Origin of the sequence: Streptococcus sp. CSL10205-OR2, from assembly GCF_025660655.1 — a bacterium.
In the GTDB taxonomy this organism is placed as follows: Bacteria; Bacillota; Bacilli; order Lactobacillales; family Streptococcaceae; genus Streptococcus.
In genome coordinates, this window is the sequence record NZ_JAOTIN010000005.1 from 1 (window position 1) to 18,257 (window position 18,257).

Annotated in this window: 12 protein-coding genes; 1 reads left to right on the top strand and 11 read right to left on the bottom strand. The window is 36.9% G+C overall.

The features are described 5' to 3' along the window. Positions 1-128: 128 nt before the first annotated feature. The 10 genes from N7659_RS03735 to alsS all read right to left on the bottom strand — a co-directional run bounded on the left by N7659_RS03735 (position 129) and on the right by alsS (position 10,067). Positions 129-278 (bottom strand): hypothetical protein, encoded by a 150-nt coding sequence (locus N7659_RS03735; protein WP_199567000.1) that lies wholly within the window; start codon positions 276-278, stop codon positions 129-131. Between the two features lies 1 nt (position 279). Next, positions 280-1,653 (bottom strand): PTS sugar transporter subunit IIC, encoded by a 1,374-nt coding sequence (locus N7659_RS03740; protein ID WP_263275892.1) that lies wholly within the window; start codon positions 1,651-1,653, stop codon positions 280-282. Positions 1,654-1,697: 44 nt separating this feature from the next. Further along, positions 1,698-2,159: a DUF3284 domain-containing protein gene (locus tag N7659_RS03745; RefSeq protein ID WP_263275893.1), complete on the bottom strand. Its 462-nt coding sequence runs from the start codon at positions 2,157-2,159 to the stop codon at positions 1,698-1,700. Positions 2,160-2,168: 9 nt separating this feature from the next. Continuing rightward, on the bottom strand, positions 2,169-2,492 hold the full coding sequence (locus tag N7659_RS03750) for a PTS lactose/cellobiose transporter subunit IIA (RefSeq protein WP_199567003.1): 324 nt from the start codon (positions 2,490-2,492) through the stop codon (positions 2,169-2,171). Continuing rightward, positions 2,492-2,806 (bottom strand): PTS sugar transporter subunit IIB, encoded by a 315-nt coding sequence (locus N7659_RS03755; protein WP_263275894.1) that lies wholly within the window; start codon positions 2,804-2,806, stop codon positions 2,492-2,494. Before N7659_RS03755 ends, N7659_RS03750 begins: the two co-directional genes overlap by 1 nt. An 11-nt stretch (positions 2,807-2,817) precedes the next feature. Then, a complete protein-coding gene (locus N7659_RS03760) occupies positions 2,818-4,812 on the bottom strand; it encodes a BglG family transcription antiterminator (protein WP_263275895.1) in 1,995 nt (664 codons plus the stop codon). 110 nt (positions 4,813-4,922) lie between these two features. Next, positions 4,923-6,017 carry a DUF871 domain-containing protein gene (locus N7659_RS03765; protein WP_263275896.1) on the bottom strand — a complete coding sequence of 365 codons (1,095 nt, stop codon included), beginning with the start codon at positions 6,015-6,017 and terminating at the stop codon, positions 4,923-4,925. Positions 6,018-6,033: 16 nt separating this feature from the next. Continuing rightward, the gene (locus N7659_RS03770; RefSeq protein WP_263275897.1) at positions 6,034-7,437 is read right to left on the bottom strand and encodes a glycoside hydrolase family 1 protein; all 1,404 of its coding nucleotides are present in this window, start codon (positions 7,435-7,437) and stop codon (positions 6,034-6,036) included. Positions 7,438-7,658: 221 nt separating this feature from the next. After that, entirely contained in the window at positions 7,659-8,375 is a 717-nt protein-coding gene (gene budA, locus N7659_RS03775; RefSeq protein WP_263275898.1) for an acetolactate decarboxylase, read from the bottom strand. Between the two features lie 12 nt (positions 8,376-8,387). Continuing rightward, complete coding sequence (gene alsS, locus N7659_RS03780; protein ID WP_263275899.1) at positions 8,388-10,067, bottom strand: acetolactate synthase AlsS; 1,680 nt, start codon at positions 10,065-10,067, stop codon at positions 8,388-8,390. 268 nt (positions 10,068-10,335) lie between these two features. Between alsS and N7659_RS03785 the strand changes: the two genes are divergently transcribed. Continuing rightward, positions 10,336-10,761 (top strand): NusG domain II-containing protein, encoded by a 426-nt coding sequence (locus tag N7659_RS03785; protein ID WP_263275900.1) that lies wholly within the window; start codon positions 10,336-10,338, stop codon positions 10,759-10,761. Positions 10,762-10,932: 171 nt separating this feature from the next. On the opposite strand, the gene N7659_RS03790 is transcribed toward N7659_RS03785, so the two are convergent. Next, positions 10,933-18,234, bottom strand: coding sequence for a putative Ig domain-containing protein (locus N7659_RS03790; protein WP_263275901.1), 7,302 nt, complete (start codon positions 18,232-18,234; stop codon positions 10,933-10,935). Positions 18,235-18,257: the final 23 nt, after the last annotated feature.

Below are 18,257 nucleotides of genomic sequence, written 5' to 3' on the forward strand. Positions count from 1 at the left end.
TAAACTTAGAAGGATACACAACTATCAGTCTGCTAAAAAACTGTTTGAGCTAGCTCAAACAGTTTAAGAACTAATGACTTAGTCAGAGGAATAATTTGTTGCACTTAACTTGACAATTGGGGTTTTTCTTATTTCTTTTTCTTCATCAGATAAAATCCAAGTAAGACTAGACTGAGACCTGATAGGATATTAAGGTATTTATTACCCATTGTTGGGCTAATGGCAATAAGAAAGAATCCAATGGCCATTAAAAATAGTGAACCATTTTTTTGTGTCATTTTACTCGCCTGCTTTGACTTTATTAGCTGAAATAACAAATGGTGTCCAAATCAGAAAGGCAACAAATAGGTTAAAGAGCGATACTAAGGCAGCCATTATATTACCACCTGTTGCTAGATAAGCGTATAATCCTGGAGGAGTAATCCAAGGAACCGCTAGAAATACTGGTGGAATTAACCCAGAGGCCGTTGCTAGGTAGGCAATAGTAACACAGATTGGTGGAATAATCAACCAAGGAATAGCAAAGATTGGGTTAAGAACCATTGGAATACCAAAAGTAATAGGTTCATTGATATTAAATAATCCCATTGGTGCTGCTAATTTAGCAACGGCTTTATGTTCTTCACGTTTTGAGAAGATAAAGATAGCAATGATAAGTGCAAGAGTAACACCAGAGCCACCCATTTGTGCAAAGGCATCAAATGAGCCTCGTGTCCAAGTCCATGGAAGGTTAGCCACACTATGCGTTGCTTCATAAACGGCAGTATTTTCATTAAGGGCTGGGATATAGATACCATCCAAAATTGGACCAAGAACGTTGTGACCATGAAGTCCAAAGAACCAGAATAGTTGTACTAAGAAACTTAAAAGAATAACTGAACCTAGGCCTTGTGAAAGTCCCATTAAAGGTCTTTGAATGTACTCAGAAATAAGATCACTCATTGCTAAACCTGATAATACAAAGGTTAAGTAGGCAATGATTGAAGTCGCATAAATAGCTGCTGCACCAGGAATAATGGCAACAAATGCTTTGTTTACTGCTGGTGGTACACTATCAGGTAATTTGATAGTGATATTACGTTTGGTTAAAGCAGCATAAACAAATGAGGCAATGAAACCTGTGATTAAGGCCGTAAATAAACCTGTTGCTCCTGCGTATTTTAAAGCAATAGCTCCCCATTCACTCACTTCAAGTGAAGAAACACCATCAGATGAAACAATTGTTAGTCCCAAATCTTTTAAGGAATTAACCACTGATGAGTCTGCCCCTTCTAAAGCAGTTGTAATGGTTAATGATTGAGGAAGTGTAGCAATAAATGCTGCAATTGAAATTAGCCCACCTGCTAAAGGATTGACTTTGTTCATAATAGCCAAGTTATGTCCTAAAGCAAATGAAAAGACAAGCGCCATGATACCAATGGTACCGAAATAAACATAGCCATTAATATTAATCACAGGTTGCATGGCTTCAACAAAGCCAGTCATTCCCATACTTGTTGGGATGTCTCGTAAAAAAACATTTAATAATACCGCAACAGCACCAGCCATAGTGATTGGCATCATTGCTACAAAGGAATCACGGACAGCTACGAGATGTCTTTGCGATCCGATTTTTCCTGAAATCTCCATAAATTTAGTCGATAAATTTGACATTTCAAAATCTCCTCTTTTTTATTTTTAATACATTTTTATGCTTTTCATAAAGTCAATTCATTTTCTATCTCTTGATTATTTTCTTTAACGTATTTAATCATACCGGTCAGTTGAGCATCAATTTGCCTTTCTAGACTTTTTTTCAGGATTTTTTCCATTAGAAATTGATTGGCTTTTTGAAAAACATCAGTAATTTCATTTTCTTGTTGGTAAGTAATCAAGGTTGTCTGAGGGGCTTTTTCTTCTAAAAGATATGAAATATGTTGTTTACCACGATTTGAGCTAAAGGTAACACCGTAAACACTTGGTGCTTCAAAATGCTCTAGCGTGATACGAACCTGATGTTGATTTTTAGCTCCAAAAGATTTGATATAAGTCAAGCCAGTTTTAATATCACTATCTTCTAATATCTTTTTGGTGCTTTCATAGTAATCTTTTTTTAAAGATGACACAATAGCTTCAAATAATGCTTTTTGTGGAACATCTCCTTGTTTGGTTACAATCATATCGTCTCCTTAGTGAGAACTATCTATTTTTTCATAAAGTGCGATCACTTCTTTAGCCATATCAATAAACGTTAAAGCTGTCATCAAATGATCTTGACCATGAATTAATAACAAAGATAATTCAACTGTATCACCAGATGCTTCTTGCGTTAAAAGTTCTGTTTGTGATTTATGAGCAATGTTTAACGCTTCATTTGCTTGTTTTATCAAGTCATGAGCTTCAGTAAAATGGCCAACCTTAGCCTCTCGAATGGCTTCAACAGCCTTTCCTTTAGCATCACCGCCATGCATGATAAGCCCCATGACTGCTTCTAGATTTGCTGGTTCTGCCATTAGTCTTCTCCCATCATCTCTAAAGCAAAGTTTAAGACATTTTCACCATTCATAGTCCCATAATCAACCATATTGATATCGGCTACTTTGATGTCTGGTTCAAATTTCTCTTTGTATTCATTAAGCATGAATTTCACTTGTGGACCAACTAAGATGGCATCAATAGCTTTTCCACTCACTTCATTATCAACTTCAGAAACTGGCACAGCCCAAATATCTGCATCAATGCCTTTTTCTTTTGCAGCAGAAGACATTTTTGTAACCAGCATACTTGTTGACATACCGGCATTACAAACTAACATAATATTTTTCATTTTTTCCTCCTTTAACCCTCAATCAATTGGGCAAATATATTAATTAAATTTTCATAAGTTGGTGTTTCTAAAAGCTTTGTTTGTAGCTCTTTATTGTCGACAAAAGCTACTAGACTTGGTGAAACAAATTTTAAATAGTGATTTCTACCTTTTGATGGCGATAATAAAAAGATAAATCTGATGGCATTATGTTTGTCATCCCAAACTATAGGATGTTTAAAAATCCCAACAACAATCTGTTCAGAATAAGTCATTGGTACAGCCGGATGAGGAAAAGCTAAACTCTCCCCAAAAACTAGCGGACTGTAACTTTCTCTTAGAGTGATTTGATCTAAAAATTGATGAATAAACTGAGGTTCTACTGCTTCATTCAATTGTTCAATCAGTTGTTTTAGAGCTTTTGTTTTCGTGGTTTCTTCATCAAAATAAATGATCTTATCTTTTGAAAAAACAGTTGTTGCTATTTGTTTACCCTTTTTAAAATCAGAAAGAGATTTTAACGACTTTTCTTGTTTATAATGAGATTGCTCACCAATAAATTGACGAATGGCTTCTACATCTTCCTGATTTAAAAGCACACTAACATGAATAATTGGTGTTAAAAATAACAAATGATCTAAACTAATTGATGAGATGACCAAATCAATATTTTCTAGCCTTTCTTCGCTAACCTCATAATAGCTAACCACATCTGCTATCTTGAGACTGCCAGCAAATTCTTTTTCTAAACGATTTTTTAACATCATGGCACTGCCATAGCCTGTAGCACAGACAACTAGCACCTGCAGTTTATGACGATTCGCGTATCTTTCAATAGCAGCCATGATATGAAGAGCTATATAGGCCCATTCATCATCACCAATCTCATAATGAATGAGTTCAGGCATCGTTCTAAAGCTTTCTTTGATCAGAGCAAAAATATCAGGATAGTGTTCGATGACTTCTTCAAGAAGAGGATTGGCTAAATGAATGTTATTTTCCATTCTAATCAGTAAGGGATTAAAATGGGCTAAAAGACCATTGACTAGATTTGTATCCTGCTCTAAGGGCATTTGTGTTGCTTTAGAAATATCATTTAGCTTTTCTTTGAGATGTTGTTCCAGTTGTTTTTTTGAAGCATCCTTCTCAGATAGATTGGTTGTTGAATGTTTCACTGTCAGGTGAAGGGCAATGTAGTTGGCTTCTTCTTTTGGAAAAGTAAGGGACAAAGCATTTTCTATTCTAGCTAAAATTCGCCTTGCCACCTTATATTCAAGAGATGATTCAATGTTTTTAGAAATAGGAAACACATCTAGTGGGTAACCTGAGCGAATACGTTTTATCATTAATGCAATATGTAACACCAAATTATGAATGACAAAATCTGATAGCCTGAGTTTGGCATCACGGCATTCATCTAGAACAAAAATAGTTAGTTCTGCAAAATTAATTTTATCAAGGATGGTATCACCTACAACTGCAAACATAGACTCATCAAAGCTATCAAGAAAAAAATAATCCATGATAAAATGACGAATATCTTCTTCTCTTCCATCAACCCAGATTCCTTTTTGACTCGTTTTTAATGTTAAAGCATAAGGCTTAATTCGTTTTTTAATATCGTTTAAAACACTTGAAAGGGTTGTCTTACTGATAAACAAATCACTTGTAAGTTGTTCAAAAGATTGTCGTGGCTCTTCAAAAAATAATTTATTAAGAACATAGTGCTGTCTATCACCAGCTTCTTCCACTTGCCTAATGTCTGTCATCATTTTTTTCGATGCTAAGACTTCCTGCCAAAACACTTCAAACTCAATAGGGTGCTCAATGGTTAAAAGATAACCCTGTCCTTGCTTTGAATGGATAGTGGCTCCTTGATCCTTAACAGCTTGGGCCAACTGTTTTAAATATTTTCTAGCCGTCCGATCACTTACTTTGATTTCCTCTGCCAATGCTTTACTTGAGACATAGGATTTTTTTTGTTTTAATAAAACGCTCATGAGGGCGATTTCTTTTTTTGATAACATCTACTTCTCCCTTAATCTCGATAAAGAAAGCGATTTCTTATACTTCTATTTTATCAAATTTCCACAAGGAAAGGGATTTACTTTTTTCCTTATCGATAAAGAAATTTTCCTTATTGATCTAACAAATGCAAACGAAAGGCTTGCCAAGGTTTTAAATAAGACAATAATACAACGTCTTCTGGTATGATTTGAGCGACAAAATTTGACTTTTCACTTATCTTAAATGAGGTTAATGCTATTTGTAACTCACCTTTATAACGTGTATAAAGATCATTATCAATGATAATACTTCCTCGTTTAACGTCTTTATTATCTTGTCGTTTAGGGATAGATTTCCCTGCAAAAACAAGTCGAGGTTGTGTAGAACGAACCACATAATCTGACCTATCACCGCGATAGTGATGAGAAAATTGGATGATTTCTTTTTCAATAGGTGTTAGAGAAACGATTGGATTAACATCTAAACTGATACAATTCTCTTTAAAAACCTCAACAAATGTTTCTAACTCTTTTTCAGAGATAAATTGGTTAGCGATAATAATGTCATCAATCAATCCTGTTGCTTTCATAAATTTTATCTGAGAACGTATGGGTAAATGGCGATCTTTTTCTAAGGTGGGAAGACCTTCTGACAAGGGCCAAGGACCCTCACTAGCTGTTTGTGCAGAAACAAAGGCTGCTGTCTTTATCCCATGTGATTTATAAAATTGTGACATGTCTAAAAAATAATCCAAAGACAAGCCTGTAAATTCATGAGGGTAGAAATTGTGACAAGCAATGATATTGGAAAAATTGGCTTTTTTTGCTAATAATTCAGTCAACAAGGTCTTGTCTGTACTCATATTTAGTTCAATCTTAATATCATAAGGGTTATGAGTAAGTGTCACAATTTCCTCTAAAGGGAGTGCTTCATCGAGACGTAGACCAAAAAGCCCTAATTGAGATGCCATCTCAATGAGTTGATTTTTACAACCACTGTTTTTGATAACAGTCGGACTGATATCTAAGATAACACTTATTCCTCTTTCATTAGCGTAGTGAATAATCTTTTGATAGTTTTTAAATGTCTCTTCTTGCTTATCTATGTTTTGTAGCCAGCTCATAAAAAGTCTCTTTGCGCCATAGCGATGAAGCAAATCAATATAATCATGTATTTCTTCTGGCGTGTGTGTTTCTGGATAAAGTGAAAAACCTAGTTGTGGCATAAGGCACCTTCTTTTTTTATCTGCTAAAACGGTTGGTTAGACTCAATTCTTTAAACCAGTATCCTGATTTTTTAATAATTCTTTCTTGTGTTTCTAAATTGAGTTCAACTAATCCATAACGATTTTTATAGGCGTTTAACCATGACCAACAATCAATAAAAGTCCAAAGCATATAACCTTTACAGTTGGCACCATCTGAAATGGCACGATGAAGTTCGATGAGATGGTCTTTGATAAAGTCAATACGATAGTCATCTTGAATGATACCATCTACTTTAAATTTTTCTTCTCCTTCTACACCCATACCATTTTCAGTAACTAGCCATTCAATGTTGCCATAGTCTTCTTTGATACTCATTGCAATGTCATAAAGACCTTGCTCATAAATTTCCCAACCACGATGTGGATTGATTTTCTTACCAGGCATATCGTAGTGTTCAAAATAGTAACTAGGCATAAAAGGTTCTTTAGGATCAGGTGTTTTTTCAGGTGCTTTAACGCGTAGAGGCTGATAATAATTGACTCCTAAAAAGTCAACAGTATTTTCTTTGATAATGGCTAACTCTTCACTAGTATAGTCAGGAGTTAAGTCATGTTTTTTAATGATATCAACCAGTTCTTGTGGGTAAACACCCAGTACAGATGGATCAAGGAAGCTCTTGGTTTGAAATAATCCTGCTATTCTAGCCGCAGTAACATCTTCTTTTGACTGGCTTCTTGGGTAGGCTGGTGTCAAATTTAAGACAATGCTAATTTTGTGAGAAGGATTCATCTCATGACAAGCTTTTACCGCCAGGCTACTTGCTAATTGTGTGTTATAAGCCACTTGAACGGCTGCTTTGGCATCTACTTTACAAGGATAATGGAGTTCTCCAAGATAACCACACTCAACAGGAACAATCGGTTCATTGAAGGTAATCCAAGTGTCTACAAGATCGCCAAAGGCCTCAAAACAAGTTCTAGCATACGCTTCATAAGCCCAGACAGTTTCCTTATTTTCCCAGCCACCTTTTTCTTGCAAAGCATAAGGTAAATCAAAATGATATAGATTAACGATAGGTTTAACGCCAGCGTCTATAATTCGTTGAAAGACATCTCTGTAAAATAGGATAGCTTCAGGATTAACATCACCAGTACCATTTGGTAACAATCTTGACCACTGAATCGATGGTCGAAAAACACTATGTCCTGTTTTTTGTAATAATTCAATATCTGTTTTGTAATTGGTGTAAAAGGTGGATGTTTTTTCGGGTCCAACGCTACTATGGAATTTTTCAGGTGCAATACTATACCAGTAATCCCAGTTATTCATTCCCTTGCCATCACCAGCTACACTCCCCTCACTTTGAGGACCAGAGGTTGAACTTCCCCATAGAAAACCTTCTGGAAAAACATATTCTTTTTTTGTTGTTTCAGTCATTTTGTTTTCCTCTCTTTTTAATCATAATTAAAGTATTATTAACTATTTCTCTAATCGCATTATAAAAAATAAAACAACTAATGTAAACCCTTTCAAGGACTAACTATTTCCTTATCACAGTGGAAATTATTCCTATTACTTTTCAGCTATTTTTAAGGTGTACCAATATGAACAACAAAAAAATCCTATTATCTTAATAGGATTTTATATTCAAAAATTAATTATTCGGAAGCTTCTATATCATTTCTAAGAGCAAGCACATCAAAGGATTTTTCTAAGAAAGTTTTATTATCCAATGGGAAATTCTGTTCTAGCTGATCAATAATGCCAATTTCGATAGCACCTTTTTCCATCACAAAATCCATGACATGACCACCAAAACTAACATCATCTGACAGAAAGTGAAGATGAAAACCTGCGACACTAACACCGTGAAAGAGTTCTGGCGTCCAAATACCAACTAGCGTTCCTGAGATGTTTTCCTCAGTAAATTCAGGTTGATGTTTAGCAATATCTGCAAATCGTTCACCCGTCTTTGATTTTGGAATCATACGCACATGCATCCTAGAAAAAATACCCTTAACTTTGACTGAGAAAAAAAGATTTTGGCTGTCAAGTTTTGCTTCGATGGTTTTTTTAAGATTTTCTGAATCAATAACAGTATCTTCTGTCCATGACTTAGTTTTAGTATGATTGACAACTGCTGCATAAGGAACTAAAACGTGATCTTTCACTTGATTAACTTTAACTTCATTATTTGCACCAGTTGCTTGATAGGCTTTACCGTCAAGAACAATCAACTCTCCATCAATACTATCAACTGTACCAAGGCCAAAATTGCCATGTGTTAATAACTCTTTCAGTGGCATTGTACCTTCATATAAACCAGCCATTAAGGATGCTAAGGTATTATGTTGAAATAAAGTTGTCTTTCCCATCTTTACCTCCCATTAATAGAACTCATCTGGTAGAATAGTTTCTCCCAATTTAATATTATCTTTGTAATCAATTGGAATATCAATTAAAACAGGGCCTGATTTTGCTTCACTAATCGCTTTTTTCAAGGTGGCATCAAAGCTTTCTTTACTGTTAACACGGTAACCCTTAGCTCCGAAGCTTTCAGCATATTTTACAAAATCAACGTCACCTAATTGAACCCCTGATGAACGACCATATTTCATTTCTTCTTGGAATTCAACCATATTATACTTACCATCATTCCAAATAATATGAACAATTGGTAAATGAAGGCGTGAGGCAACCTCTAGTTCTTGAGCTGAGAATAAGAAACCACCATCACCAGAGACAGAAATAATCGTTGTATTTGGTCTCACAAGAGCAGCTGAAATAGCCCAAGGTAATGCGACACCTAGCGTTTGCATCCCATTTGAAAAGAGCAGGTGACGTGCTTCATAAGATTTAAAATAACGAGCCATCCAAATATAGTGACTCCCCACATCAACAGTGACTGTCATGTCGTCTGTTACTTGTTTTTGTAAACTGTCAATAACATCAAGAGGATGAACAAGACCTTTTTGACTGTGACGATCAAATTTAACGTCGCCAGACATATTTTTTTTGAGATTTTGCAGGTATTCTATTGATCCTTTTGGTAATTCATATCCCTTAACAGCAGGTAAAAGAAGATCAATTGTATCTGCGATATCTCCAATTAATTCACGTTCGGGTTGGAAATAAGTATCAATTTCAGCTGGAACGACATCAATAACAATTGTGCGAGCAGAAATTTCTGCATTCCAGTTTCTTGCTTCATATTCAATAGGATCGTAACCTATTGCAATGACTAAATCTGCTTTTTTCAAAAGCATATCACCCGGTTGATTTCTAAACAAACCAACGCGCCCAAAAAAGCTTTCTTCTTCCAGTTCTCTAGAAACAATACCAGCGCCTTGGAAAGTCTCAACCACAGGTAATTTAACAGCTTCTAATAACTGACGAATAGACTGTGTTACTTTTTCATGTGATGCCCCATTCCCTAAAAGCAATACTGGTAAAACGGAATTTTTGATGGCTTGTGCTAAATAATTAATATCATTAACAGATGCTGTCCCAAGTTTAGGATCGGTTAATGGTTTAATAGCCTTAACAGAAACTTCTCTATCATTAACATCTTGAGGGATAGAAATAAAACTAGCACCAGGTTTTCCAGATTTAGCACGTCGATAAGCATTTGCGATGGTTTCAGAAATCGTGTTGCCATCATGAATTTCGGCAGAATATTTAGTAATTGGACTAAGCATGGCGACATTATCCATTGATTGATGGGCACGTTTTAATAAATCAGCTCTTTTAACTTGACCACCTATCGCTAAAACGGGATCGCCCTCAGCAGTTGCTGTCACAAGTCCCGTTGCCAAGTTAGAAATACCAGGTCCACTTGTAGCTATAACAACACCAGGTTCACCTGTTATACGACCAATTGCTTGTGCCATAAAGGCGGCATTTTGCTCATGACGTGACACAATTAACTGTGGGCCTTTGTCTTCTAAGGTGTCAAAAACCTTATCAATTTTTGCTCCTGGAATACCAAAAACATAGTTTACTTTATGATTTATGAGGCTATCTACCACAAGATCAGCCCCATATTGATTGGTTGTTGATTCAACCATAAAAACACCTCTTTTCCGATATGACAATATTATAACACAGATGGAAGTCATACTTTATTTTTTTAACCTTGAAACCGTATTCTTAACAAGAATACTTTTGATGCATAAAAAAATTACTTTGTGACTTATAAATGGTATAATAAAAGAACATTTAAAAAAGAAATCTCTCAAGTAGAAAGATTTAATAACGTTATCGGTTGTCATTTTAGTTAAATGCTACTTATATTATCTTTTTTAAAACTAGTGACTCTACTTATAAAGGAGACCTATGAAAAGTATTTTAAAACAATTAAAACCTTTTGATTATGTCTTGACTTTTCTTGCTATTTTAATATCATTTATCCCTTTTACTTATACTTATTTAACGGTTAACCAAATGGAAAATTCCAAACTTATTGCGACTGTTAAAATTGATGGAAAAGTTGTTGATACTTATGAATTAAGTCCAAATGGACCACATCAAACTAAAACATATTATCCTCATGAGGGGCAATACAATATTGTTGAAATCAATCAAGATAAAATCAGGGTAAAAGAAGATAACAGTCCCGATCAGATTGCTGTCAAGTCAGGCTGGATTGAAAAAAGCGGTCAAATATTGGTCTGCTTACCCCATCAATTAATTATTGAGATAACGGGACAAGATAGTGCTAATCCTAATGAGGAAGATGAGATTATCTTACCACTACAATGATAAGAATTATTGTGTTCATAATGACTAATGATTAATTGATGTTATCATTTGTCAACTTTAATATAAATCAAAAAGGAAGAATCAACTGATTCTTCCTTTTTTAGCTGGCTAAATGATTTATAGTTATAAATCACTGCCATTCTTCAAAAATTCAATGAGTGACCAATCATATTACTTATTTTGAGCATATCTTTTTTTTGAAGAATAAGCAGACATCATACCTAAAGCAGTCACACTAGCAATTCCAGCTAGAACAAATGTATCGTCACTGCTATCACCGGTATTTGGTAGATTGTTACTAGACGGCTTCTTAACAATTCCTAATGATTGTGATGTTACATCTGTAATAGCTTGAATAGGTACAAATGGCATACTATTTTTAGGAGTTTTACCACTTTGGTTATCATTGCCACCTTGGTTATTATTGCCACCTTGGTTATTATTGCCACCTTGGTTATCATTGCCACCTTGGTTATCATTGCCACCTTGGTTATTATTGCCACCTTGGTTATCATTGCCATCTTGGTTATCATTGCCACCTTGGTTATCATTGCCACCTTGGTTATTATTGCCACCTTGGTTATTGTTGCCACCTTGGTTATTATTGCCACCTTGGTTATTATTGCCACCTTGGTTATTGTTGCCACCTTGGTTATTGTTGCCATCTTCACCACGAGGACCACGGTCTCCTTTATCACCTTTAGGTCCTTTAAGGCTACCAGTAATAATCCATTGTCCTCCTTGTTTTACATATGTCACTCCCGAATCAACATTTATATAAATATCTCCATCTTGGCCTGTACTACTATCTGGTTCAGTAATTCCTGAATAAATGGAACGACCATCAATACCACGCTCACCACGTTCACCTCGATCTCCCTTATCACCTTTGTCTACTGTAACTGTTTTACCATCTGAGAAGGTGATAACAGTATTTCCTGAGCCATCTTTGGTGACATTTGTAATACTAATTGAGTTACCATCGTGGCCGTCACGACCTGCTTGTCCTGTAGCTCCTTGTTCACCACGCTCACCTTGTAAGCCACGTTCGCCTTGTAAGCCACGTTCACCTCGGTCTCCCTTATCACCTTTGTCTACAGTAACTGATTGACCATCTGAGAAAGTGATAACAGTATTTCCTGAGCTATCTTTACTAACATTTGTGATACTTACAGAGCTACCGTCGCGGCCATCACGACCTGCTTGTCCTGTGGCTCCTTGTAAACCACGTTCACCTTGTAAGCCGCGTTCGCCTCGGTCTCCCTTATCACCTTTGTCTACGGTAACTGATTGACCATCTGAGAAGGTGATAACAGTATTTCCTGAGCCATCTTTGGTGACATTTGTAATACTAATTGAGCTACCGTCACGGCCATCACGACCTGCTTGTCCTGTGGCTCCTTGTTCACCACGCTCACCTTGTAAACCACGCTCACCTTGTAAACCACGTTCACCTTGTAAGCCACGTTCACCTCGGTCTCCCTTATCACCTTTATCTACTGTAACTGTTTTACCATCTGAGAAAGTGATAACAGTATTTCCTGAGCTATCTTTGGTGACATTTGTAATACTAATTGAGTTACCATCGTGGCCGTCACGACCTGCTTGTCCTGTAGCTCCTTGTTCACCACGCTCACCTTGTAAGCCACGTTCGCCTTGTAAGCCACGTTCACCTCGGTCTCCCTTATCACCTTTGTCTACAGTAACTGATTGACCATCTGAGAAAGTGATAACAGTATTTCCTGAGCTATCTTTACTAACATTTGTAATACTAATTGAGCTACCGTCACGGCCATCACGACCTGCTTGTCCTGTGGCTCCTTGTTCACCACGCTCACCTTGTAAACCACGTTCGCCTCGATCTCCCTTATCACCTTTATCTACAGTAACTGTTTTACCATCTGAGAAAGTGATAACAGTATTTCCTGAGCTATCTTTACTAACATTTGTAATACTAATTGAGCTACCGTCGCGGCCATCACGACCTGCTTGTCCTGTAGCTCCTTGTTCACCACGCTCACCTTGTAAACCACGTTCGCCTCGGTCTCCCTTATCACCTTTGTCTACGGTAACTGATTGACCATCTGAGAAGGTGATAACAGTATTTCCTGAGCTATCTTTGCTAACATTTGTGATACTTACAGAGCTACCGTCGCGGCCATCACGACCTGCTTGTCCTGTAGCTCCTTGTTCACCACGCTCACCTTGTAAGCCATGTTCACCTTGTAAACCACGTTCGCCTCGGTCTCCCTTATCACCTTTGTCTACAGTAACTGATTGACCATCTGAGAAGGTGATAACAGTATTTCCTGAGCTATCTTTGCTAACATTTGTAATACTAATTGAGCTACCGTCGCGGCCATCACGACCTGCTTGTCCTGTAGCTCCTTGTTCACCGCGTTCGCCTTGTAAGCCACGTTCGCCTCGGTCTCCCTTATCACCTTTGTCTACAGTAACTGATTGACCATCTGAGAAGGTGATAACAGTATTTCCTGAGCTATCTTTGCTAACACCTGTGATACTTACAGAGCTACCGTCGCGGCCATCACGACCTGCTTGTCCTGTAGCTCCTTGTAAACCACGTTCACCTTGTAAACCACGTTCACCTTGTAAACCACGTTCGCCTCGGTCTCCCTTATCACCTTTGTCTACGGTAACTGATTGACCATCTGAGAAGGTGATAACAGTATTTCCTGAGCTATCTTTGCTAACATTTGTAATACTAATTGAGCTACCGTCGCGGCCATCACGACCTGCTTGTCCTGTAGCTCCTTGTTCACCGCGTTCGCCTTGTAAGCCACGTTCACCTTGTAAGCCACGTTCGCCTCGGTCTCCCTTATCACCTTTATCTACTGTAACTGATTGACCATCTGAGAAAGTGATAACAGTATTTCCTGAGCTATCTTTGCTAACACCTGTGATACTTACAGAGCTACCATCACGACCGTCACGTCCAGGCTGACCTGTCTCTCCTCGCGGACCACGTTCGCCTCGCTCACCTGGTATACCTTGAAATCCGCGCTCACCACGGGCACCTGGAGCTCCCTGAAATCCACGCTCACCTGGAATGCCTTGAAGACCACGCTCACCTGGTATACCTTGAAATCCTTGCTCTCCGCGAGGACCTGGAACACCTTGGAGTCCACGTTCACCTTGAATACCTTGAAGACCGCGTTCGCCTTGAAGTCCACGTTCACCACGATCTCCCTTATCACCTTTATCTACAGTAACTGTTTTACCATCTGAGAAAGTGATGACAGTGTTGCCTGAGCCGTCTTTGGTAACATTTGTAATACTAATTGAGCTACCGTCGCGACCATCACGTCCAGGTGCCCCTTGTAAACCGCGTTCACCTGGAATACCTTGATCTCCTCGTTCTCCTTGAATACCACGATCTCCTTGTGGACCTTGCTCTCCACGGACACCTGCAATACCTTGCTCTCCGCGAACTCCTGCTACTCCTTGTTCACCTCTTTCTCCACGATCTCCTTGCGGACCACGTTCGCCACGAACACCTGCAATACCTTGCTCTCCACGTTCTCCTTGTGGACCTTTTATATTTCCTGTAAGTGTCCACTGATTTTCAATTTTCTTATAAGTATTGCCTGAGTGAGTGTCAATATAGATATCACCCGTTTTCCCAAGTTGACTTCCTGGTTCAGTAACACCTGAGTGAATAGAGTTGCCATCTTTACCTGATGTAATATCTATAACATCAATACTGATTACTTTTTGAACTGATGACTTGCCAGAATTTTTTGAAGCTCTTACAACAATATCATACTTACCTGTTTGTGCTGGTTCCCCAGAAATTGTTTTTTGAGAAGCATTATAAGTAACCCCTGCAGGTAAACTCGATTGTTCAACGTCAATTGTTGCCCCATCAGTAGCCGTTAATGAGATTGGACGAATGGCATTCCCCAAAACAACAATTTGACTATCTCTAGAAACATCTAGCGATAACTCATCAGCAGTGACCGTAAGTGTTAAAACGCCTTCTGCAATTTCTCCTCCCAAATCTTGAGGATTTATTGCCTTAAATCGTATTTTATAAACACCTGTTTGAGTTGGCTGACCTGAGATGGTATTTGTATCTTGGTTATAGTTTAGACCTAATCTCTCATCAAGATAAGAAGCGATATCTGATTCTGGGAATGTAAGGCTTAGATATTGTCCCAAAAGATTTGCTTTTTGATTATGTTCAATCACAATATCTTTAATGGATTGTCCTAATGTTATTGCCTGATTATTATTTGAAATATTAATAGTTGCTGGTAAGTTGGTTACTCTAATCGTAAGATTTTTAGTTTCACTAGGACGATTAGCCATTTGATTGAAGGTTGCTGTCACAGGAATATTATAAGTACCAACAACAGAAGGCGTTCCACTAATTGTTTTGGTTTGTTGATTATAAGTGACACCACTAGGGAGCTTACTTGAATCAAGAGTGATGGTTGCTTGATTATCAGCACTTAAAATAATCTCATCTAAAGCTGTTAATACTTGTTTGGTTTGATTATTATTAGTGATTTGCAATTGTTGTTCGCGATTTCTCACTACAATTGTGACATCAGCTGTAGCTTTTCTACCACCATAAATATTAGCAAATTCAGCACTAAAGGTTGCCGTAAAAGTACCTACTTCTGTTGGAGTACCAGAAATAACACGTCTAGCACTGTCAAAAGTGACTCCTGCTGGTAATTTCCCTGATTGAATAGCTAACCGAGCTCCTTGTGGTGCATCAATAACCATTTCCTCAATAGCATCTAAAACTGTTACCGTTTGACGCTGATTTGAAATTGCTAATGAGATTGGCGCATTTGTGATACGTAAAGTAATGTTTGCTGTGGCTGATTGGTAAGTTCCAGCAGAGGTTCTTCTACTATATCTAGGCGTTAAATTAAAGTTACCAACAACAACAGGTGTACCGGAAATAGTACGTCCATCTTCACTAATTGTTAGCCCTTGTGGCAAGTTAAGACTACTAAATTCCTTAGTGACATTAGCTGGTAAATTAATTTCAATAGGTTCAATTTCTGAACCTGCTACCAAATCTTTTGTAATGGATGGAATTGTAAAACTACTTGGATTAACAGTTACAGTAATTGTTTTTGATAATTTCTTGCCATTTTTACTTGCAGTAACAACTGCTTGATAACGTCCTTCATACTTTGGTGTACCAGAAATCGTTTTTGTTTCAGGATGATAAACAACACCAGAAGGTAATGAACTTGTGTCAACGACTAATTCTTCATTTGAATTAGTTGTTATTGCCATTGTGGAAATAGCTTGATTTTCATAGACAGTTTGATCAGAATTAGTAATATTTAAATTTAATTGATTTTCTGAATCAGCTTGAACTTCATAAGTGAAACTAGTTTTTACACTTTTTATCTCACCATCTTTAGTGCGATAATTGATTTTTAAAAAGACTGTCTTTTGACCATTAGTTGCTTCTAATGTTGTTCCTTTGACAGTTGCCCCATCTCCTCTTAAATTAAGATGATTAGCATCACTTTCTACTATTTCAACACTCTCAACAGCTGAGTTGTTTTTCATTGAAACAGTGATTGGAGTAATCAATTGCCACTCTTTCCATACTTGGTGCTGAATAGGATTTGGTGCGTCTGCTACTTCAAATTTGAGTAATCTGGTTGGTGCAGAATCACCAAAGTGACCATCAATAGCTTTGGTTTCAATGGTATAAGTTCCTGATTGTAAGAGGACACCAGCTTTTTTAGTGATTCTACCGGTTATATTGTCAATTTCAATGCCTTCAGGTTTATTAACAATCTCAAAGCTTGCATTTTCCTTGTTTAATCTGATAGTTCCCACTTCTTGTTCGCCAGACTCAGATGGTAAAACGGTCTGGTTATCAATGTCATATTGTTTATTTGGTTCCAACTTAACATCGGCATGGGTGATGATTAGAGAGGAAACTTCATCATAACCTGAAGTAATATTGTTAATGACTGTTTGAGATTGTTCGTAGGTTAAAATTTCTAGATGATGTATTTTTTCTCTCCCAATACTATCTACAATCTTAAAATCTGCAAAATAGCGACCTGCTGTTGCTGGTAGCTTGGTAAATTGAAGGCGGTATGTTGGGAGATTCGTATAATTAAACGAATGATTATAATCCAATGTTGTATTACGTAGTGTTGGTGTTTTATCAATAAAAAATTTCGTTTCAATTCCTTGGCTAGAATCAATCTGTTCTACACTTCTAATAGTCACTAATTGTTTTGCACCACCTCGACTATTATCAAGACTCATTAGATAAATATTATTAGTATATTGTTTACTTTCTGACGTTGCATCTTCAATAGTTTGAGGATAAATATGTGTATCATAATTTTCCTCTCTAGTTTTATCTAGCAAATAACCAAAGGGCGTTACTGGCATGGTAACCATCGTAGTGCCATCTTGAAGATGGAAAATAACAGTACTTGACGTTTCCTTTATATTAGTATCTGATGATATAAAAGGATAAATTGTATGTTTAGGGGCCGTCATGATATCATCAAAATCAGATTTGTTTTTTCTTATATATTCATCAAGTCTATTAGATATAGTGATAAAATCATATTCATTGATATTTTCTTTGCCATAGATATTTAAAGTGGCCGTCACCTTAGTATTTTGAGGATCCGTTTTTGACTGCAATCCGATCAAATATTCTTTCAATGGAAAATCATCAGAAAGAACAATGGTCCCTTTAATATACCCAGAATTTTTATCATATACCAAATTTAAAGCTCGAGCATCTGGAGTTAACTCGACTTCTTCTGGTGTGATTCTAGTTAAGCCAACCTTGTAGGAAATATCTACTGTTTGTCCTTCTCTAACAATACTATAGTTGATATTAGCGCGATTACCATCGCCAAAATATCTTTCAAGAGTCATGTAAGGTTTAGAATTATCTACTGATCGAAAAGTTGCATAAGGGGCATCAACTGCTTTTCTAAAACTACTAGAATCTGTTTTTCTTGACTCGTTAGGCCTTAATTTAGAAGTGTCTTTTTCAACTTTTAAAAGCTTTTCATTATGAGACGATGTAATGGTATCCTCAAAATCTTTTGTTGTTTCTACTTCAATACTTGACGGTGTAATCACAACCTCTGTTGATGACGTAATCTCTTGATTAGCGTTATCAATTGTTTGTTGACTTGTTTGAGAAGCATTTTCAGATAAAATACTGTATTCCTCAACTGGCGCTGTTGCAGCAATGGTTTTTATTTCTGTTTGTTCTTCTTTTTCGTCAACAATTTCTTGACTAACCACATCAGTTTGTTGGACAACTTCAACTATCGAAGGTTCAGATAAAACAGGAGTTGTTGTCTCATCAGCACTAACTGTTTGTCCAGTTAATCCCATTAACATCGCTGTTCCAATCAATGCTGATGTTGTTCCATATGCTTTATATTTTCTAATAGAGTAAAATTCTTTTTTGTTAAATAGATTTGTTTTCATTGTTCTCCCTCATTATAAAATCT